The sequence below is a fragment of the Nitratireductor arenosus genome (assembly GCF_009742725.1).
Classification (GTDB): domain Bacteria; phylum Pseudomonadota; class Alphaproteobacteria; order Rhizobiales; family Rhizobiaceae; genus Mangrovimarina; species Mangrovimarina arenosa.
The window spans coordinates 31294-50547 of sequence record NZ_WPHG01000007.1 but is presented as its reverse complement, the minus strand read 5'-3'; the positions used below and the strand labels follow the sequence as shown (position 1 = coordinate 50547).

The 19254-nt window shown below is 64.6% G+C and carries 23 protein-coding genes; 14 read left to right on the top strand and 9 right to left on the bottom strand.

Annotation, left to right across the window (positions count from 1 at the left end; all coding sequences use genetic code 11):
• The first annotated feature begins 21 nt into the window (after positions 1–21).
• The 12 genes from folD (at position 22) to GN330_RS20665 (ending at position 9971) form a co-directional block, all read left to right on the top strand.
• The gene (folD, locus tag GN330_RS20720; RefSeq protein ID WP_156715134.1) at positions 22–921 is read left to right on the top strand and encodes a bifunctional methylenetetrahydrofolate dehydrogenase/methenyltetrahydrofolate cyclohydrolase FolD; all 900 of its coding nucleotides are present in this window, start codon (positions 22–24) and stop codon (positions 919–921) included.
• 126 nt (positions 922–1047) lie between these two features.
• Positions 1048–1452 (top strand): DNA-directed RNA polymerase subunit omega, encoded by a 405-nt coding sequence (rpoZ, locus tag GN330_RS20715; RefSeq protein WP_156715132.1) that lies wholly within the window; start codon positions 1048–1050, stop codon positions 1450–1452.
• 106 nt (positions 1453–1558) lie between these two features.
• Positions 1559–3802: a RelA/SpoT family protein gene (locus GN330_RS20710; protein WP_156715129.1), complete on the top strand. Its 2244-nt coding sequence runs from the start codon at positions 1559–1561 to the stop codon at positions 3800–3802.
• 197 nt (positions 3803–3999) lie between these two features.
• Complete coding sequence (locus GN330_RS20705; RefSeq protein WP_156715127.1) at positions 4000–4590, top strand: DUF2062 domain-containing protein; 591 nt, start codon at positions 4000–4002, stop codon at positions 4588–4590.
• Positions 4587–4988, top strand: coding sequence for a holo-ACP synthase (gene acpS / locus GN330_RS20700; protein ID WP_156715124.1), 402 nt, complete (start codon positions 4587–4589; stop codon positions 4986–4988). Before GN330_RS20705 ends, acpS begins: the two co-directional genes overlap by 4 nt.
• 102 nt (positions 4989–5090) lie before the next feature.
• A complete protein-coding gene (gene lepB / locus GN330_RS20695; RefSeq protein WP_156715122.1) occupies positions 5091–5837 on the top strand; it encodes a signal peptidase I in 747 nt (248 codons plus the stop codon).
• Entirely contained in the window at positions 5834–6556 is a 723-nt protein-coding gene (gene rnc / locus GN330_RS20690; protein ID WP_156715120.1) for a ribonuclease III, read from the top strand. The genes lepB and rnc overlap by 4 nt, the downstream gene beginning before the upstream one ends.
• Positions 6529–7482 carry a GTPase Era gene (gene era, locus GN330_RS20685; RefSeq protein ID WP_156715118.1) on the top strand — a complete coding sequence of 318 codons (954 nt, stop codon included), beginning with the start codon at positions 6529–6531 and terminating at the stop codon, positions 7480–7482. The genes rnc and era overlap by 28 nt, the downstream gene beginning before the upstream one ends.
• 72 nt (positions 7483–7554) lie before the next feature.
• Positions 7555–7983, top strand: coding sequence for an MAPEG family protein (locus GN330_RS20680; protein WP_156715117.1), 429 nt, complete (start codon positions 7555–7557; stop codon positions 7981–7983).
• Between the two features lie 64 nt (positions 7984–8047).
• Positions 8048–8707, top strand: coding sequence for a class I SAM-dependent methyltransferase (locus GN330_RS20675; RefSeq protein WP_156715115.1), 660 nt, complete (start codon positions 8048–8050; stop codon positions 8705–8707).
• Entirely contained in the window at positions 8694–9452 is a 759-nt protein-coding gene (recO, locus tag GN330_RS20670; RefSeq protein WP_156715113.1) for a DNA repair protein RecO, read from the top strand. The genes GN330_RS20675 and recO overlap by 14 nt, the downstream gene beginning before the upstream one ends.
• Entirely contained in the window at positions 9453–9971 is a 519-nt protein-coding gene (locus GN330_RS20665) for a PaaI family thioesterase (RefSeq protein WP_156715110.1), read from the top strand.
• A gap of 3 nt (positions 9972–9974) precedes the next feature.
• On the opposite strand, the gene GN330_RS20660 is transcribed toward GN330_RS20665, so the two are convergent.
• Both GN330_RS20660 and GN330_RS20655 read right to left on the bottom strand, forming a co-directional pair.
• On the bottom strand, positions 9975–11213 hold the full coding sequence (locus tag GN330_RS20660; RefSeq protein ID WP_156715108.1) for an MFS transporter: 1239 nt from the start codon (positions 11211–11213) through the stop codon (positions 9975–9977).
• Positions 11214–11350: 137 nt separating this feature from the next.
• Positions 11351–12211, bottom strand: coding sequence for a mechanosensitive ion channel family protein (locus GN330_RS20655; protein WP_425487191.1), 861 nt, complete (start codon positions 12209–12211; stop codon positions 11351–11353).
• Between the two features lie 271 nt (positions 12212–12482).
• Between GN330_RS20655 and GN330_RS20650 the strand changes: the two genes are divergently transcribed.
• Together GN330_RS20650 and GN330_RS20645 are read left to right on the top strand one after the other, a co-directional pair.
• A complete protein-coding gene (locus tag GN330_RS20650; protein WP_156715106.1) occupies positions 12483–13583 on the top strand; it encodes a GNAT family N-acetyltransferase/peptidase C39 family protein in 1101 nt (366 codons plus the stop codon).
• The gene (locus GN330_RS20645; RefSeq protein WP_156715103.1) at positions 13580–15034 is read left to right on the top strand and encodes a RimK family protein; all 1455 of its coding nucleotides are present in this window, start codon (positions 13580–13582) and stop codon (positions 15032–15034) included. The genes GN330_RS20650 and GN330_RS20645 overlap by 4 nt, the downstream gene beginning before the upstream one ends.
• A gap of 38 nt (positions 15035–15072) precedes the next feature.
• Here GN330_RS20645 and GN330_RS20640 read toward each other — a convergent pair whose 3' ends face one another.
• From GN330_RS20640 to GN330_RS20610, 7 genes are all read right to left on the bottom strand, one after another.
• Positions 15073–15633: a YfbR-like 5'-deoxynucleotidase gene (locus GN330_RS20640; protein ID WP_156715350.1), complete on the bottom strand. Its 561-nt coding sequence runs from the start codon at positions 15631–15633 to the stop codon at positions 15073–15075.
• A 32-nt stretch (positions 15634–15665) separates the two neighbouring features.
• Positions 15666–16559 carry a CAF17-like 4Fe-4S cluster assembly/insertion protein YgfZ gene (gene ygfZ / locus GN330_RS20635; protein ID WP_156715101.1) on the bottom strand — a complete coding sequence of 298 codons (894 nt, stop codon included), beginning with the start codon at positions 16557–16559 and terminating at the stop codon, positions 15666–15668.
• 91 nt (positions 16560–16650) lie between these two features.
• Entirely contained in the window at positions 16651–17085 is a 435-nt protein-coding gene (locus GN330_RS20630) for a hypothetical protein (RefSeq protein ID WP_156715099.1), read from the bottom strand.
• Positions 17086–17146: 61 nt separating this feature from the next.
• Positions 17147–17917 carry a hypothetical protein gene (locus GN330_RS20625; protein WP_246188790.1) on the bottom strand — a complete coding sequence of 257 codons (771 nt, stop codon included), beginning with the start codon at positions 17915–17917 and terminating at the stop codon, positions 17147–17149.
• A 103-nt stretch (positions 17918–18020) separates the two neighbouring features.
• Positions 18021–18278 carry a hypothetical protein gene (locus tag GN330_RS20620; protein ID WP_156715094.1) on the bottom strand — a complete coding sequence of 86 codons (258 nt, stop codon included), beginning with the start codon at positions 18276–18278 and terminating at the stop codon, positions 18021–18023.
• Positions 18279–18407: 129 nt separating this feature from the next.
• Positions 18408–18782 (bottom strand): TIGR02301 family protein, encoded by a 375-nt coding sequence (locus tag GN330_RS20615; protein ID WP_156715092.1) that lies wholly within the window; start codon positions 18780–18782, stop codon positions 18408–18410.
• Positions 18783–18787: 5 nt separating this feature from the next.
• Entirely contained in the window at positions 18788–19243 is a 456-nt protein-coding gene (locus GN330_RS20610; protein WP_156715090.1) for an NUDIX hydrolase, read from the bottom strand.
• Positions 19244–19254 lie beyond the last annotated feature (11 nt).

Genomic DNA, 19254 nt, shown 5'->3' with positions numbered 1-19254 from the left:
GAATGGATTCGGGAGCGACGAATGGCCGAGCGGATCGAGGGACGGAAGGTTGCCGACGAGATCGTCGCGGCCGTCAAGGGCGGTGCCGAGGGGCTGCGCGGGCGGACCGGCGTCGTGCCAGGCATTGCGGTGGTGATCGTTGGAACCGATCCCGCCAGTCAGGTCTACGTGGCGTCGAAATCCAGGAAAGCCAAGGAATGCGGTTTTCATTCCCTGCAGCACGAACTGGCCGAGGAGACGGATGAAGCGACGCTTCTTGCCCTGATCGCCGACCTGAACGCCGATCCGGCCATTCACGGCATTCTGGTTCAGCTTCCCTTGCCCGCTCATATCGACGCCGGCCGCGTCATTCAGTCGATCGACCCCGACAAGGATGTCGACGGTTTCCATTTCATCAATGTCGGCAAGCTTTCGACCGGCGAGACCGATTCCGCCTTCGTGCCGTGTACACCGGCCGGCTCGATGATCTTGACGGAGCGCGCGCGCGGCCGCGATCTGTCGGGCCTCACCGCCGTTGTCATCGGCCGCTCCAACATTGTCGGCAAGCCGATGGCCAATCTGCTTCTGGCGGCCAACGCCACTGTCACGATCGCGCACAGCCGCACGCGCGATCTCGCCGCGCTGTGCCGCACGGCCGACATCCTCGTGGCCGCGGTGGGGCGGCCACGGATGGTCAAGGGCGACTGGATCAAGCCTGGCGCCACGGTTATTGATGTCGGCATCAACCGGATCCCGGCGCCCGAGAAAGGCGACGGCAAGTCGCGCCTCGTCGGCGATGTCGATTTCGAGGCGGCCTGCGAGAATGCCGGAGCGATAACGCCGGTGCCGGGTGGCATCGGACCGATGACGATCGCGATGCTGATGGCCAATACGCTGGCTGCGGCCTGCCGGCGCGCCGGCGTCGCCGCGCCGTCCTTCTAGTGGCCGCCGCCGCTTTGATATGGCGCGCGCACCGGTGGGGGGCGATGCGGGAATGCTTGTAATTTGGCCGCATCCGGAGTAAGGAGCCGACCAAATCCCGAACAATCGAAGCTGAAAGGGGCATTGATGGCCCGCGTCACCGTTGAAGACTGCATCGACAAGGTCGAAAACCGTTTCGAGCTGGTGCTCCTGTCCGGTCACCGCGCTCGGCAGATTTCCCAGGGCGCGGCGATCACCGTCGATCGCGACAACGACAAAAACCCCGTCGTGGCGTTGCGCGAGATCGCCGACGAGACGCTGTCGCCCGGCGACTTGAAGGAAGATCTGATCCATTCTCTGCAAAAGCACGTCGAGGTCGACGAGCCCGAGGCGGACGAGCCGGAGGTTATCGAGCAGGACGAGGCGGCGTCCCCGCTTGCCGACGCGGCGCCGACCGACGACGAGCCGGTTTCCTTCGACCGGATGAGCGAAGAAGACCTTCTGGCGGGCATCGAAGGCCTGGTCCCGCCGGAGAAAAGCGACGATTTCTGACACGAACGGGCCGCTCCCCCTACCGGGGGCGCCAAGTCGTGTATAATTATGACATGCGCCGTGTCGTCGCGGCGCATGTTTTTTGTTTTGAGGAGCCGGCCTTGCGATGATGCGCCAGTATGAGCTTGTCGAGCGTGTGCAACGCTACAAGCCCGACGTCAACGAGGCGCTCCTGAACAAGGCCTATGTCTACGCCATGCAAAAACATGGCCATCAGAAGCGCGCTTCCGGCGATCCGTATTTTTCGCATCCGCTCGAGGTCGCCGCCATTCTGGTCGACATGCATCTCGACGAATCGACCATCGCCGTCGCCTTGCTTCACGACACGATCGAGGACACCACCGCCACCCGCCAGGAAATCGACGAGCTGTTCGGCAAGGACATGGGCAAGTTGGTCGACGGGCTGACAAAGCTCAAGAAGCTCGACCTCGTCTCCAAGAAGGCGGAGCAGGCGGAAAACCTGCGCAAACTGCTTCTGGCGATCGCCGAGGATGTGCGGGTGCTGCTGGTCAAACTGGCCGACCGGCTGCACAATATGCGCACGCTCGATCACGTGCCGGAACACAAGCGCCTGCGCATCGCCGAAGAAACCATGGACATCTATGCGCCGCTCGCCGGACGCATGGGCATGCAGGATATGCGCGAGGAGCTGGAGGAACTCGCCTTCAAGCACATCAATCCCGGCGGCTACCGGGCGGTGACCGAACGCCTGACGGAAATCTTCGAGCGCAACCGGGGCGTGATCGGCGAGATCGAAACCGCGCTTTCGGCGCTGTTTGTCGAATACGACATCAAGGCGGAGGTGAAGAGCCGCCAGAAAAAGCCGTGGTCGGTGTTCCGCAAGATGGAGACCAAGGCGCTTTCCTTCGAGCAGCTTTCAGACATTTTCGGCTTTCGCGTATTGGTCGAAGAGACCGAGGATTGCTACCGGGCACTGTGCGCGATCCATACCACTTGGTCGATGGTGCCCGGCCGCTTCAAGGATTACATCTCTACCCCGAAGCAGAACGACTACCGCTCGATCCACACCACCATCGTCGGCCCATCGCGCCAGCGCGTCGAACTGCAGATCCGCACTTATTCCATGGACCGGGTCGCGGAATATGGTGTCGCCGCCCATTCCATCTACAAGGACTTTGGCAACAGGCCGAACGGTGCCGGCCACGCGATCTCAACGGAAACCAACGCCTATGCCTGGCTCCGCCGCACCATCGAGGCGCTGTCGGAAGGCGACAATCCCGAGGAGTTTTTGGAGAATACCCGGCTGGAGATGTTCCAGGACCAGGTGTTCTGTTTCACCCCGAAAGGCAAGCTTATCGCGCTGCCGCGCGGCGCCACCCCGATCGACTTCGCCTACGCCGTCCACACCGATGTCGGCGACACCTGTGTCGGCGCCAAGGTCAACGGCAGGATCATGCCATTGATGACGGAGTTGAAGAACGGCGACGAGGTCGACATCATCCGTTCCAAGGCCCAGGTGCCGCCCGCCGCCTGGGAGCAGGTGGTTGTCACCGGCAAGGCGCGCTCGGCCATCAGGCGCGCCACGCGCGCCGCGATCCGCAAGCAGTATTCCGGGCTCGGCACGCGCATCCTCGAACGGGCCTTCGAGCGGGCCGGCCACGCCTATTCGCGCGATCAGTTGAAGCCGGTGCTGCACCGTCTGGCACGCAAGGACATCGAGGATGTGGTGGCGGCGGTAGGGCGCGGCGAACTGTCCTCGCCCGACGTGCTGCGCGCCGTGTTTCCCGACTACAAGGACGAGCGCGTGACCGCGGTACCGCGTCCGCGCGAGGAGGGCTGGTTCAACCTGAGAGATGCCGCCGGCATGCTGTTCAAGATACCCGGCCGGTCGGCGAAGAAGGACGGGGCGCGGAAGCGTAAGAAAAAGGCCTCGGATGAGAGCGCCCTGCCGATCCGCGGCGTGGCCGGCGATCTTCCCGTGCGTTTCGCACCCGAGGGCGCGGTCCCGGGCGACCGGATTGTCGGCATCATGCAGCCAGGATCCGGCATCACCATCTATCCGATCCAGTCACCCTCGCTGACCGCCTTCGACGATCAGCCGGAACGCTGGATCGACGTGCGCTGGGACATCGTCGAGGGCACCAATGAGCGTTTTCCGGCGCGTATTTCCGTCACCGCGATCAACGAGCCGGGCTCGCTGGCCGAGATCGCCCAGGTGATCGCCTCCAACGACGCCAACATCCACAAATTGTCGATGGTGCGGACCGCGCCGGATTTCACCGAGATGGTTTTCGACCTCGAGGTCTGGGACCTCAAGCACCTCAACCGGCTTCTGGGGCAACTTCGCGATACGCCGTCCGTCAGCGAGGGACATCGCGTGAACGGGTAGATTGGGCCCTGGCCGCCAGGCGCGGGAATCGACGCGCTGGCGCCGCGACTGATATCCATATTGGCGATGCCACATTGCGGGGCTATATCTTTGTTAAGCGGGTAATGGGATGGTTGCCTGGCCGGATCGGATCCGGCGGCGGCCGCCGGAGATATTTCCGGACCTGATTTCCGCGAACGAGCCGGGGTGTTCTATCGATGCTGTTTCGGCGCAGAAAGCCGGCGGACATGTGGGAGCGCACGCGCACATTCGTGTGGCCGCGGCGGTCCTTCTGGCGCTCGGCCCAATACTACGCCAAGCGGGTCCTGCGCCTCAACGCGACGCCGCATGCGATCGCTGCCGGCATCGCTTCCGGCGTGTTCGTGTCCTTCATGCCCTTTCTCGGCTTTCATTTCATTTTCGCCGCCGTGTTTGCCTGGGTTCTCGCCGGCAATCTGCTCGCCTCGGCCATCGGCACCGCTATCGGCAATCCGATCACCTTTCCGCTGATCTGGGCCAGCACCTATGAACTCGGCAGTTTTCTTCTCGGCACCGGCCGGCCCGGCGCCTCTGAGACGATCCATTTCGGGCGCATGCTGCGCCATCTCGAGTTTTCCCAGCTTTGGGATCCGCTCTTGAAGCCGATGACGGCCGGCGGGATCCCGCTTGGCATGGCCTTCGCGCTCGGTTTCTACCTCCTGACCCGCTGGGGCGTCGCCGCTTTCCGCCGCCAGCGCCAGCGTCGGCTCGCCGAACGGGCGATGCGACGGGCTTTGCGGCCGGCCGGCGGGGCGGTGGCGCGCGGATGATCGTCGGTCTCGGTTCCGATCTGATCGACATCCGTCGCATCGAACGCTCGCTCGAGCGTTACGGACGGCGCTTCACGCATCGCATCTTCACGGAAACCGAACGGACAAAATCCGAGGGGCGCAAGCATCGCGCGGCATCCTACGCCAAGCGTTTCGCTGCCAAGGAGGCCTGCGCCAAGGCGCTCGGCACCGGCATCGCCGAGGGTGTGTTCTGGAACGAGATGGGCGTGGTCAATCTCGACGGCGGTCGCCCGACCATGGAGCTTTCCGGCGGTGCGGCCGCGCGGCTGCGGATGATCTTGCCGCCAGGCCACGAGGCGCGCATCCATCTCACCATCACCGACGATCACCCGCTGGCGCAGGCTTTCGTGATCATCGAAGCGGTTCGTGCCGAATAAGCGCCACGTTTGCGGTGTTTGGCCTGCGCGATGCGGGGCAATGCCGTTGCCCCGCGTCGCGCAAGCCGATAAGACCGGTCGGCTGACTGATTTGAGGACGAAATGAGCGTGGCTGACAAATCGCGGAAGAAATCTGGCGGGCTGGGCGAGACGGTCAGCGTCATCGTCCAGGCGCTGTTGTTGGCCTTGGTGATCAGGACGTTTCTTTTTCAACCCTTTTCCATTCCTTCCGGATCGATGCGGCCGACCCTTTTGGAGGGCGATTATCTCTTCGTGACCAAATGGGCTTACGGCTACTCCCGGCATTCACTGCCGTTTTCGCCGGATCTGTTCGAAGGCCGGATCTGGGATACGGCACCCGAGCGCGGCGACGTCGCCGTGTTCAAATATCCGCCCAATCCGGCACTCGACTACATCAAGCGCGTCATCGGCCTGCCGGGCGACCGCATTCAGATGCGCGACGGCCAGCTTTTCATCAATGGCGAGGCGGTGAGCCGTCAAAAGACCGGCCAGATCGACAATCCCGATATCACCGAGGTCAACCGCCCGGTCGACGTCTATCGCGAGACCCTGCCCAACGGCGTTTCCTACGACACGCTCGACGTGACGCCGAACGGCATCAGCGACGACACGCGTGAATTCGCCGTGCCGGAGGGCCATTATTTCATGATGGGCGACAATCGCGACAATTCCGCCGACAGTCGCGTCTTCGGTTTCGTGCCGGAGGAAAACCTCGTCGGCCGGGCCAACATCATCTTCTTTTCCATCTCCGGTGGCGCCAGCCCGCTCGAGATATGGAAATGGCCGAGCCATATCCGCCCGACGCGGCTGTTCAATATGATCAGATGACGGCCCGAAAGCGCTTTTCCGGAGCGGCGCTGGCCGAGGCGCTGCGCGAACGCACTGGACACACCTTCAACGATCTCGAGCGGCTCGAACGCGCGCTGACCCATTCGAGCGCCCGGCGCCGGACCGGTTCGGACTACGAGCGGCTCGAATTTCTCGGTGACCGCGTGCTCGGGCTGGTGGTGGCCGACTTGCTGTTCCACGCCTTTCCCGGCGCGCCGGAGGGCGAACTGGCGCTCCGGCTCAACGCGCTGGTTAGCGGCGATGCTTGCGCCGAAGTCGCCGACGAGATCGGCCTGGCGGATTTTATCCGCGCCGAAGCGGGGCTTAAATCCGCATCCGGACGCAAGGGACGTGGCACCCGCGCCGATGTCATGGAAGCGCTGATCGCGGCGATCTATCTTGATGGCGGGCTCGATGCGGCGCGGCTCTTCATCCTGAGATATTGGGAGCCGCGCAGCCGCAAGGCGCAAAGCGCGGCGCGCGATGCCAAGACCGAATTGCAGGAATGGGCGCATCAGGCCGCCGGGACGACACCGACCTATCGGCTGGAAGGCCGCGAGGGCCCCGATCATGAGCCGCTGTTCACCGTTACCGTCAGCGTCGGCGATCTCGCCCCCGCACGGGGCAGCGGCCGCGCCAAGCGTGAGGCGGAGCAGGCAGCGGCCGCGGCGATGCTGATGCGCGAGGGCGTATGGGAAAAGACGGAACCGGCACAGTGACCGAAGATACCGACAACACCGAACACGAAAGCGTGCCGACGCATTCCGGCTTCGTGGCGCTGGTCGGCGCGCCGAATGCAGGCAAGTCGACGCTGATCAACCAACTGGTCGGCACCAAGGTCTCGATCGTCACCCACAAAGTGCAGACGACGCGCTCGATCGTGCGTGGCATCGCTACCCACGGCAACGCCCAGATCGTATTTGTCGACACGCCCGGCATCTTCAAGCCGCGCCGTCGCCTCGATCGGGCTATGGTGAGTACCGCCTGGGGCGGGGCCAGGGACGCCGATATCGTCCTGGTGATGATCGACGCCGAGCGCGGGATCAGGGGCGACGCCGAGGCGCTGCTCGACCGGGTCGGCGAAATCTCCCAGCCGATGGTGCTGGTTCTCAACAAGATCGACCGCGTCAAACGCGAAGCTCTTCTGGCGCTGACGGCAGCCGCGAACGAGAAGGCCGCCTTCGCGCGCACCTTCATGATCTCTGCGCTGACCGGCTCGGGCTGCGCTGATCTGCTCGATCACCTGGCCGCGACCCTGCCGGAAGGGCCATGGTATTACCCCGAGGACCAGGTTTCGGACTTGCCGATGCGCCAGCTCGCCGCCGAGATCACCCGCGAAAAGCTCTATCTGCGCCTCCATCAGGAGCTTCCTTATTCCTCGCACGTCGAAACCGAGACATGGGAGGAAAAGCCGGACGGCTCGGTGCGCATCGAGCAGGTGGTCTATGTCGAGCGCGATAGCCAGAAAAAGATCGTGCTCGGCCACAAGGGCGAGACGATCAAGGCGATCGGCAGCGCCGCCCGCAAGGAGATCGCCGAGGTGATGGAGCAGAAGGTGCATCTGTTCCTGTTCGTCAAGGTGCGCGAGAACTGGGGCGACGACCCGGATCGTTATCGCGAGATGGGGCTCGATTATCCGGACTGAAGACGGCGGCTTCAATTAATTTACATTTGTGTTAAATTGATCTCGTCCAACCTGACGGTGGAAGGGTGATCGATGACGACCGAGCTGTTTTATCTGTTCCTGACCTCGGTGCTGCTCGCCGTGGTCTGGATTCCCTTCATCTATGGACAGGCGACGCATGTCGGCCCGTTGACGCCGAAGGAATATGTCGAAGGCCGCCACGCCGAAGTGCCGCACTGGATACGCCGCGCCGACCGCGCCCATCTCAATCTCGTGGAACAATATGGCGCGTTCGCCGGGCTGGTCCTCGTCGCACATCTTGCCGGCGTGCACGACGCGGTCACGGTCTGGTGCACGGCAATCTTCTTCTTCGCACGCGTCGCGCACGCGGTGATCTATGTCGCCGGTGTTTCCGTGCTGATGGCGCGTACCGTGGCTTTTCTCGTCGCTTTCCTGGCGCTGGTCGTCTACGCGATCGATATTCTTGTCAGCTTCGAATGGGCTGCCGTGTCCGCTGCTTGACCGGCCCGTCCCGGCTTGCCACCACTGCGCGGGAAAGTGACGGGGCAGGGCGCGGAGCGGCACTATGATCGATGACGTGCTTGACGGTTACGCCGCGGTGTCGGACGCTTGGGTGGCGCGCTCGGAGGCGATTTCACCTGAGAGATTATACACGCCTGTCGCCGATCTCTTCCCGCGCCGGCCGCTGCGTGTCGCCGATATCGGCGCCGGGACTGGCCGTGATGCCGCATGGCTTGCCGATCAGGGCCACCGCGTCGTCGCCGTCGAACCGGTGGCACGGCTCAGATGCGCCGGCGCCGCGCTGCACGCGGATGCCGGTATCTCCTGGCTGGACGACCGCCTGCCGGAGCTTGGCCATCTTGCGGCGTTGGACCCGTTCGACCTGATGCTGGTGGTCGGTGTCTGGCAGCATCTCGCCGACCGGCATCGCCCACTGGCGATGAGCCGTCTCGCTGAAGCGCTTGCGCCCGGCGGTCTGATGATCATGGCGCTGCGTCACGGGCCCGGCGCGCCGGGCCGTCCGGTCTCGGCGATCCGCTCAAGCGATACGGTCGCCCTTGCCTCGGCGAACGGGCTCGGCCTCCTGCGCAAAACACAAACAGCGTCGATTCAGCCGCAAAACCGGGCGCTCGGCGTTCATTGGACGTGGCTTGCCATCACCCGGCCCGACCGGTCTTGCCTTCCGGCCGAAATCGGTTCAGGCATGAACAATGGAATGGCGTGACGAGGGCATCATCATCGGCTCGCGCCGGCACGGCGAAACCAGCCTCATTTTGGAGGTGATGACGCGCGCCCACGGCCGGCATCTCGGGCTGGTGCGCGGCGGGCGCTCGCGCAAGCAGCAGCCGGTGTTGCAGGCGGGCAACCGGGTCGAACTGGCCTGGCGGGCGCGGCTCGACGAACATCTCGGCACCTATCAGGTCGAGGCGCTGGAACTCAACGCCGCCCGTCTCCTGTCGGGCGCCTGCGCCGTCTATGGCCTGCAGACCCTGTCCGCGCATCTGCGGCTTTTGCCCGAGCGCGATCCGCATCTGCGCCTTTTCGAGACCTTTGCGGTGATCCTGCAACATCTCGACGACGAGACGCTGGCGGCCGAACTGATCGTGCGTTTCGAACTGTTGATCCTCGACGAACTCGGTTTCGGGCTCGACCTGTCGCGCTGCGCGGCCACTGGCTCGGCCGAGGACCTTGTTTTCGTCTCGCCCAAATCCGGACGCGCAGTGTCGCGCCTGGCCGGCCAGCCCTACGCCGACCGGCTGTTGGCGCTGCCGGCATTCCTGCACGCGCGCGCCGGCCTGGGCGGCGATCTCGACGCGGTCGAGGCGGCGTTCCGGCTGACCGGTTATTTCTTCACCCGGCACGTCTACGAGCCGCGCGGCATCGAACCGCCGCAAACCAGGGCCGGGTTCCTGGCCGCGCTCAGGCGAAACCGCGCCGCCACCGATATCGCCGTAAACGAGGAGACGTGAATGAGCGCCGTGGAACTCTATCCCGGATATGTGTCGCCGCTGGGCGTGGGCACGATCCCGCATGAGGACATCGAAAACCACACAGGGCTCGAGCTTCTGCAACGCATCGTCGACGGAACCTACCCCGCACCGCCGATCGGCGCGGCGCTCAATTACGGTCTGGTCGAGGTCTCCGAGGGGCGCGCGGTTTTTCGCGGTGTCCCGAACGAGCGCCATTTGAACCCGCTTGGCGGCGTTCATGGCGGTTGGGCGGCGACGCTGCTCGATTCGGCTCTGGCCTGCGCGGTACAGACCCTTCTGGCGAAGGGCGAGGCCTACACCACGGCCGAGTTCAAGGTGAACCTGACCCGCCCGATCACGCCCGGGACCGGCGAGGTCGTTTGCGAGGGTGTTGTCGTGCACAAGGGCCGGACGCTGGCGGTCTCCGAAGCCAAGCTCCTTGACGGCAACGGCAAGCTGCTCGCCTTCGGCACCGAGACCTGCTCGATCTTTCCGGCGGAGAAGCTGAAGCCGCGCTGAACCCTATTCGGCCGCGGCGAGCACCGGCCGTTCGACCGCCTGTTCCCTGATCGGCCAATGCACGATCGCCGCGAACAGACCGAGCGCGACGCCCAGCCACCACACCGCGTCGTAGGAACCGTACAGATCGTAGAGATAGCCGCCGAGCCAGACGCCCATGAACGAGCCGATCTGGTGCGACAGGAAGACGAACCCGCCTAGCATGCCGAGATGGCGGGTGCCGAACATGATGGCGACCAGCGCGTTGGTCGGTGGGACCGTCGACAGCCACAACAGCCCCATGATGACGGCGAACACGACGACGCTCGCCGGCGATTGCGGCAGAAGCAGGAACGCCGTCACCAGCACCGAACGGCCGATATAGATCCAGGCCAGGAAGATCGGTTTGGAATAGCGCTGGCCGATGAAGCCGGAGGCGAGCGAACCGACAATGTTGAAAAAGCCGATCAGGGCGAGGGCAATCACCGCGTAGCGGGCCTCGACGCCGATGTCTGAAATATAGGCGGGGAAATGCGCGGTGATGAAAGCGACCTGGAAGCCGCAGACGAAAAATCCGGAGACCAGAAGCAGGTAGCTGTGGTGACCGAAGGCCTCGCGCAGTGCCTGGCCCATCGTCTGATCCATCTCGTCCTGGCTGTTGCTGCCGCTCGCCGAATTGCCGCGCAGCGGGATCGCCAATAGCGGAATGGCCAGCATCATCACACTCATGATAACCAGCGTGTCATGCCAGCCATAGCTGTCGATCAGCCCCTGGCTGAGCGGGGCGAACAGGAACATGCCGGCCGAACCGGCGGCCGTGCCGATGCCGAAGGCGAGGCTGCGTCTCTCCGGTGCGACATTGCGCGCGAAGGCGGCGAGCACGATGCCGAACGAACCGGACGCCACGCCGAGACCCACCAGCAGACCGCCGCCGATGTGAAGCATGGTCGCGCTCTCGGCGCCCGCCATCAGGTAGAGCCCGGCCGTATACATCGCGCCCGACAGCGCCAGCACCCGCCACGTGCCGAATTTGTCGGCGATCGCGCCGAACACCGGCGTGCCCAGCCCCCAGGCCAGGTTCTGGATCGCCATCGCCAGCCCGAACGTCGTGCGGTCCCAGCCTTTTTCGGCGAGCATGGGCAACTGGAAAAAGCCCATCGCCGAACGCGGACCGAAGGTCAACGCCGCGATCAGGCAGCCGCAGATGATGATAAGCCAGGGCAGCGTGGATCGGCTCTCGGCGGGACTGGACGGGATGGCCATACGGGAGAACTCCTGTTCGCATGGATCTTACCGATCGGTCGGGTTCATTCCAGCGAATAGAGCGCGTTGTGTGGATCAATTTTTTTGATGAAAGAAACGGGCGGCCGGCGTCGTGCCCAGCGCGGCGCCGGCGTGGATCAGTCCTTGTCCTGGCCGATCAGATGCACGTCGCGCTGCGGAAAGGGGATCGAAATACCCTTATCGTCGAAGGCGAGCTTGGCCGCCTTGGTCACGTCGAGCTTGGTCTGGAACCAGTCCGGCGTCTTGGTCCAGTAGCGCGCCGTCACCGCCACGGCGCTGTCGCCGAGTTCGCTGACGAACGTCGTCGGCGCCGGTTCGGAGAGTACGCGCTCGTCGCTGTCGATCAGCCCGGCCAGCGTCGTCTGGGCCAGGTCGATGTCGTCGCCATAACCGATGCCGATCGTCACGTCGGCCCGGCGCAGCGCGTTGCGCGTATAGTTGGTGACCGGCGAGTTCCACAATTCGCTGTTGGGGGCGAGCACGAACAGCCCGTCGATGGTTTTCAGCTCGGTCGCAAACAGCCCGATCTCCACGATGGTGCCCGAAACGCTGCCCGCATCGACATATTCGCCGACGCGGAAGGGTCTGAGCACCAGAAGCATGATGCCGGCGGCGATGTTCTGCAGGGTTCCCTGCAAGGCGAGCCCGATGGCGAGGCCGGCGGCGCCGAGCGCGGCCAGGATGCTTGCCGTCTGGACGCCGAATTGCGCCAGAACGGCGACGACGGTGATGATCAATACGCCGTAGCGCGCCGTCTTGGACAGAAATTTCTTCAGCGTCTCGTCGAAACCGCGCACGCCGGACAGCCCGCGATAGGCCGCGCGCTCGACCACCCCGGCGACGATGAAGCCGGCGATTAAAAGGATCACCGCGCCCAGGACGGAAAAGGAATATTCCACGGCGAGCGCGCCCGCCTGCTCCAATCCGGCGCTGAGCGCCGCCATCAGGCCTGTTGCGTTTTCTCCGATCGTGTCCATGGTCTTCCTTCGCTATTGTCTGATTTGGCCGGCATTAGACCGGATCGTGTCCCGGCTTGAAAGGCCGCGCGCGGCAAAAGCCGGATGCCGCCGCCAGCCCCGCGACACCGGCGATTGTCGCTTGGGACGGGCGGTGCCTGTCCACAGGTTTCGCCACACTTCCGTCGCATTTCGGGTGCGATGGCAATCCTCGGCCTGCGCCGCATGACGACCCGGTGCAGGCGGCTCCAAGGGCGGAGCCTCGGGGTCGCCCATGGATCATGACACAGGCATGTCTTCGCGCATTCGCTCGGCCTGCACGGCTGATATCGATGCTCTGGTCGCCATCGAGCAAGCCGCTTTTGCGGGCGACCGGATATCGCGCCGCTCTTTTCGCCAGCTAATCGAGCGGGAGACCGCCGCCGCGCTCGTTGTTGAGGTGGACGGACGCGTCGCCGGCTATGTCATGGTGCTGTTTCGCAAGGGCAGCGGTGTGGCCAGGCTTTATTCGATCGCACGTGCATCCGATGAGCCCGGGCTCGGTCGGGCGCTGCTCCAGGCGGCTGAAAGCGTGGCGTTTGATCGCGAAAGGCTTCTGCTGCGGCTCGAAGTGCGCGAGGACAATCACCGGGCGATCGCGCTTTACAAGCAGAACGGCTACCGCTGCATCGGCCGCGAGCCCGACTATTACCACGACGGTATGGCGGCGCTGCGTTTCGAAAAGACGCTGCGCGGCCAGCATCCGCCCGCGACCGGCGTCCCCTATTATCCGCAGAGTTGGGATTTCACCTGCGGCCCGTGCTGTTTGATGATGGCCGCCGGCCATTTCCTGCCCGGTTACAAGGCCGACCGCACCGCCGAACTGCGCCTTTGGCGCGAGGCGACGACGGTGTTCATGATGTCGGGCGCCGGCGGCTGCGAACCGTTCGGACTGGCGGTGGCCGCTCACGATCTCGGCCTGTCGGCCGAAATCTTCGTGTCGGCCGTCGGTCCGCTTTTTCTGCAGTCGGTGCGCAGCCACGAAAAACGCTCGGTGATGGAAGTGGCCCAGGCCGATTTCCGTCGGCGAGCGGCCGGGTATGAGATTCCCACCCACACGCGCGCCTTTTCACTGGATGATATCGGCGCCTGCCTGTCCGGTGGTGGGCTCGCGATGGTTTTGGTGAGCGGCTATTTGATGTTCGGCCAAAAGGTCCCGCACTGGGTGCTGGCCATCGCCGACGACGGCAAACATATTACCATCCATGATCCGTGGGTCGAAGACGAGCGCGGCGAAACCATGACGGATGCCGCAGGTATCCCTGTGCCTTACGCGATTTTCATGCGCATGGCGCAGTTCGGGCGTGACGGGTTGCGCGCCGCAGTGATGATCAAACGGCACGAGGAACGATGAGCTGGGTCATTCTCACGGGCAGGCGTAACGACCTCGGTCCGGCCGCCACGCCGCACAAGATCATCACCAATCGCGATTACCTCGCACACCCGGCGCTGTTTCGGGGCCAGCGGCCGAAGGTCATCAACCTGTCGAACAGCTATGCCTATCAAAGCCGCGGTTATTATGCGTCGCTGCTGGCGTCTTCGCGCGGTCATCGCGTCATCCCCTCGGTCGAGACGATCATCGATCTGTCAGAGCGCAAACTGTATGAAAACGCGCTGCCGGAGCTGGAGCAGGCGTTGAACAGATGTCGCAAGGATCTGGGAGGCATCGTTCCGGCGCGACTGACGGTGTTCTTCGGCATTGCGTCAACCAAGGCGACCGATCGCTTCGCGCGTTTGCTGTTTGACTGGTTTCGCGCTCCCGCACTTGAGGTGACGATCGAGGATCGCGCCGGCTGGGCGGCGATCCGCAAGATCGGCTTTCTGCCGCTGGCCCGGATGAAATCCGAGGAGCAGGCGCGCTTCGTCGCCTGCCTGGCCACCTATACCGGCCGCGAGTGGCGCGAGACGAAATCGCGCACCACGGCGCGCTACACCTTCGCCACGCTGATCGACCCCAACGAGGAGTTGCCGCCCTCGCAGGTCTCGTCGCTGCGCCACTGGGCCAGGGTAGCCGCCAGAATGGGGGTCGAGGTCGAGCCGGTGACGAAGAAGGATCTGGCCCGGCTCGCCAATTACGACGCGCTGTTTATCCGCGAGACGACGGCGATCTCCAATCACACCTACCGCTTCGCCCGCCGCGCCCAGCAGGAAGGCATGCCGGTCATCGACGATCCGTTGTCGATGATCCGCTGCACCAACAAGGTCTATCTCAACGAACTGATGGAGCTAAACAAGGTGCCCGTGCCGCCGACGGTGATGATCGCCGGCCTTGCCGATCTCGACACGGCCGCGAACCGGCTCGGCTTTCCGCTGGTGCTGAAAATCCCCGATAGCGCCTTTTCGCGCGGGGTGAAGAAGGCGGCCGACGAGCGCGCGCTTAAGGAGCTTGCCAGCCATTGGCTGCGCGAATCCGATCTGCTGATCGCGCAGAAATTCCTGCCCACCGAGTTCGACTGGCGCATCGGCGTGCTCGGCGGCGAGCCGCTGTTCGCCGTCCAGTATCTGATGGCGAAGAAACACTGGCAGATCGTCAATCACGACCGTGGCGGCAAGCCCGTACAAGGCGGCTTCAAGGCTTTCACCCTGCGCAATACGCCCGCCAACGTGATGGATGTCGCGGTGCGCGCGGCGCGTTGCATTGGCGACGGGCTCTACGGTGTCGACCTCAAGGAAACGCCGGACGGCGTGTTCGTCATCGAGGTCAACGACAATCCCAATCTCGACCATGGGTGCGAGGACGCCGGCGAGAAGGACGCGGTCTGGACGCGTCTGACACAATGGTTTCTCGACCGGCTGGAGCGATAGGCCGGCAACCCGAGTCAGGTCGCCCGACCATCGTGTGCTCAGCCGGCCTCGATCGCCTCGAAACGCGCCACGAAGGCGCGTTGCGCTTCGCTCGCCGGTTTCGGCTCGAGGTCGAGCATGGCGGCGGTAAAGCCGCGCGGCCGGCCGAAAAACGTCGCCGCCTCGCTTTCGGAAAACCCGGCCAGTTCCGTCGCTTCGAAATAGGCGGCGATCTGGTCGGCGCGCTTGATGGCTTTCTTCAACGTTTCGGGGAGTTTCGCCGGCAGGCCGTAACGCAGATGGATGGCCGCCTGGATGCGGTTTTCCACCTCCTTGTAGCCGCCGCCGACGACGGCCTTGAACGGCGAGATCATGTCGCCGATCACATATTCGGCGCCGTCATGCAGGAGCGCGGCCAGGCGCAGGCGGCGCTCCTGCCGGCCGGGGCTTTGGGCGAGGATCGCTTCCACCAGTAGCGAGTGTTGCGCCACCGAGAAGGCATGGTCGCCATGTGTCTGGCCGTTCCAGCGTGCCACGCGCGCCAGCCCGTGGGCGATGTCGGCGATCTCAATGTCGAGCGGCGAGGGGTCGAGCAGGTCGAGCCTGCGTCCAGACAGCATGCGTTGCCAGGCGCGCCCCGGCGTGGCGGCGTTCACCGGTCGGCCCCGCCGGCCGCCGGTTCGGGAAAAGAAAAGCCCATGCCGGGCGGGATCTCCAGCGTCACCCCGACGGCGCCGGCGCTGATCGTCGTGCCGGCGTCGATCGCCTCCTTGACCCGGTCGATACGCACGATGGCGAGGCCTGTCCCGCCGGCCACCGATCCGAGCGTACCGATGGCACGACCGTCGGCGGTGACCGACGTGCCGGGAGCGGGCAGGGGGGATGCCGCGCGCGCGATCAGAAGGCGCCGCCGCGCGGTGCCGCGATGATGCATGCGGCTGACCACTTCCTGGCCGACAAAACAGCCTTTGCGCAGCCCGACGCCGCCGTTCTGGTCGAGGAGCACGTCATGCGGAAAGACATCGCCGAGCGCGTAGTCGGTGCCGCTTTCGGCCACGCCATGCTCGATGCGCAGACGCGTCCAGGTCTCCCCATTCGCATCCGGCCGCGCGTCTGGCGCTGGGTGATGGTGGCGGCGCACCGACAACCGTTCGGGAAAACGCGTATCCGTCAGCACACCTGAATCATTGTGTGAAACACTTGAATCGGGATGCGAACCATCCGATTCATTCTGCCAGGAAACAAGGACAGGCCCTTGATCCTGCTTTGTTAAATCGACCTTGGCGCGAAGTTTGTAGAGCATCAGCCGGCGCAGGAAATCCTCGGCGATGTCCGCCCGGCACTCCAGCACGAAACCGGCTTCGCCATCGCGGGCGATCAGGAAATCGAACAGGATCTTGCCTTGTGGCGTCAACAGCGCGCCGGGTTTCACGGCGCTCTCGCCAAGTGCCGCGAGGTCGGGCGTGACCACGTTCTGGAGCAGGCTTTCGGCGTCAGGGCCGTGCACCGATAGGAGGGCGCGGTCGTCGAGGCGGGTGGTAGGCATGGACACAAATCAGCTTGTGATTGAACTCTTCGCCTAGGTAAGCCGCGCCGGCCGGAGGAGCAAGAGGACATACGCGGGAGCGGTCGTCCGGCTACCCGTCGCTTCCAGCATCGCCGCGCCGGCGCAATTGCGCGGCAAGTCTGCGCAGGCGTTCGGCGCCCTGGGCGCTGAGCCCGCCGGAGGCATAGTCACCGCGTACGGCCTGTTCCAGGTCGTCGGCGATGGTGTCGAGCGTCGTGGTATCGCGCAGCGCCGGATCGCTCAATTCAAACAGGTTGATCCAGCGGTCCGTGTCGCGACCGAAATGCATCAGCCTGTCGAAATAGAGTTCCGGATCGCGCTTGGAAAAGGCGCCGGCGATCGCGGCGAGGATGGAGAGCGGGCTCATCACCACGTCGCGCAGCCCGTCGGCGAACAGTTTTAGCTGGAACATCGCGACGCGGCGGACGATCCCCGCGCGCGAGCGGACGCGGCGTTGTCTCAACGACTGTTCGAAATGCGGGGCGAGGTTATCGCGCACGCTCATCACGGCTCTCCCTCTCGCCTTTTCATATGGGCGCGCCGGCGCCGCTTGCAAGAAGCGGCGGTCAGTCGCCGGCCACGAAAAACACCCAGCGACCTTCAGGCGTGATGCCGACGCGGTAGAAATTGTAACCGCCGAAATTCTTCATGTCCTCATAATCGCCGGCGGTGACGATCTCGAACAGCTCCACCCGCTGCGGCGGCGTCAGCGCGTCGAGCGGCATCGAGAAGAAATAGGGCCAGACATAGATTTCGTTCGGCGTGCCCGCGTCGAGGTGGACGTAGCCGGCATCCAGCACCTCGAGCAGAATGGCGAGGATTTCCTGCCCGTCGGCGTCGCCCGCCGCCTGGCGCAGGAACTCGATCGGATCGCCCTCGACTGAGCCGAAGGAGAGCTGGGTGCCGTTGGGCCCCGGGCCGATCAGCGGCCTGAGCGCCTCCAGATCGCCGCCGCGACAGGCCGACATGATCAGCCCGTGCATGCGCCGGACCGGCTCGGGCAGCCGGTCGAGGTCGTAGATGATCTCGGGAAGCGCCTGATCGTCGGGCGCTGCTTCCGTGCCGCCATCCTCGCCGCCGCTGTCCGGCGGCGGGGTTTCCTCCGTCTCGCCGGGGGCCTCGGGCAGCGGAAAACGCTCGATCGGGTCGGGCAGGGGGACGGTTTCGACCGGCTCAGCGGCGGGTGCGGCCGTATCCTCGGCGTTTTCGGGGGCTTCGTCCGGTACTTCGTCGCGCTTGAGTTCGCTCAGTGCAACCCGCTCGCCGGGCGCGGTCGCCGCGACGCCGGCATTGGCCGTCGGGATCGCAACGGCCAGACCGGCTGCCGCCAGAAACAACGGCAGTACCGCTCGCCATCGCGGTTCGGTCCATGATCGTCCTGTCGATGCGCTCAGCATGCGGTATGGATCGCCTGGCTTGGCCCTGGTGCTGGACGATGGGTCAGTGGCAGGAACGAGCGTGCTCGAATTCGCCGCTGATGACCTTTTCGCGGATTTTCTCGATCAGCCCGAGCGCGATGTCTTCGCTGCAGGATCGCAGCAACTCCTCGAACGCCGTGGTCAGCGCCGCCTCGGCGATGATTTCGGGCTCGATTCCGGCCGACAGGCCCTCGGCCCAGGCTTCCGTCTGACTTTCGATCGCGGTCAAGCGCTTTTCCTCGCGGATCAGCGCGTCAATCTCGCCGCTGCCATGTTCCATGTAGCATTCCACCCTTTCAGCGGTGCGCCGAATCGGCTCCGCCGGCCGTCGTCCCTTAATGTCCCGTTAATCTTTTAGCATATGCAAGATGGCTTGCACGCCGCGCTTGCGGAAAAAGTTAACGAAGCCCTAATTGCCGAACATCGCCGCGGTGTCGCGCGACAATGCCTCGCCCTCCTTCATATAGCGTTCGATTGCGGCCATGGTCGATTCGGTGCAGGTCACATGCGTTTCGGCGAACGAGCGGTAGCCGCGGTTGAACCGCGCTACGAAGCGCGCCCGCTTGTCTATTGTCGGGTTCTCGCTCGCCAGAAGCGCTTCCATCTGCTCGCGCCACAGATTGCCCGTCTCTCCGCACAGATTGCGCAGATAATGCAGCGAGCCCAACACCTCGGCGAGCCGCAACAGGCGCTCCTCATAGGGCGCGTCGACCGCGCGCGCCGGCGTGGCGGCCAGTGTCGAAACGGCCAGGAAAGCGGAAAGGATGGCTATTGTCGCACGCATGACCATCAGTCCTGGCTGCCGATTTTGTCACCAGCAAGACCGGCCGCCATGCTGGTTTCAGCTAGCATGGCATCGACGGCGCTGCGCATGGACGGTGGCATTGCGAGCGCGCGCGCCTCGTGCAGCGAATACCATCCGACCGTCTCGGCGTCGTCGGCAGCGACCGCCTCGCCGCCGGCATAGTCGGCTGCAAACACTGTCAGCTTAAAGGTCGACGGGTGGTCGCTCGCCGCCGGCAGGTCGACGACCTGATGGACGATGAGCGCGCCGGCCGAAAGCCCGGTTTCTTCCCTCAGTTCGCGCCGCGCCGCTTCTTCCAGCGTCTCGCCGGCCTCGACCCGGCCGCCGGGAAACGCGTAAACGCCCTTCGACGGCGCGCGCGCGCGTCGCACCAGCAAGAGCCGGTCGCCGCGCCTGAGCGCGACCGACACGGCCGGTATGGGCGTTTCAGCGTGTCTCATGGCCGTAACAG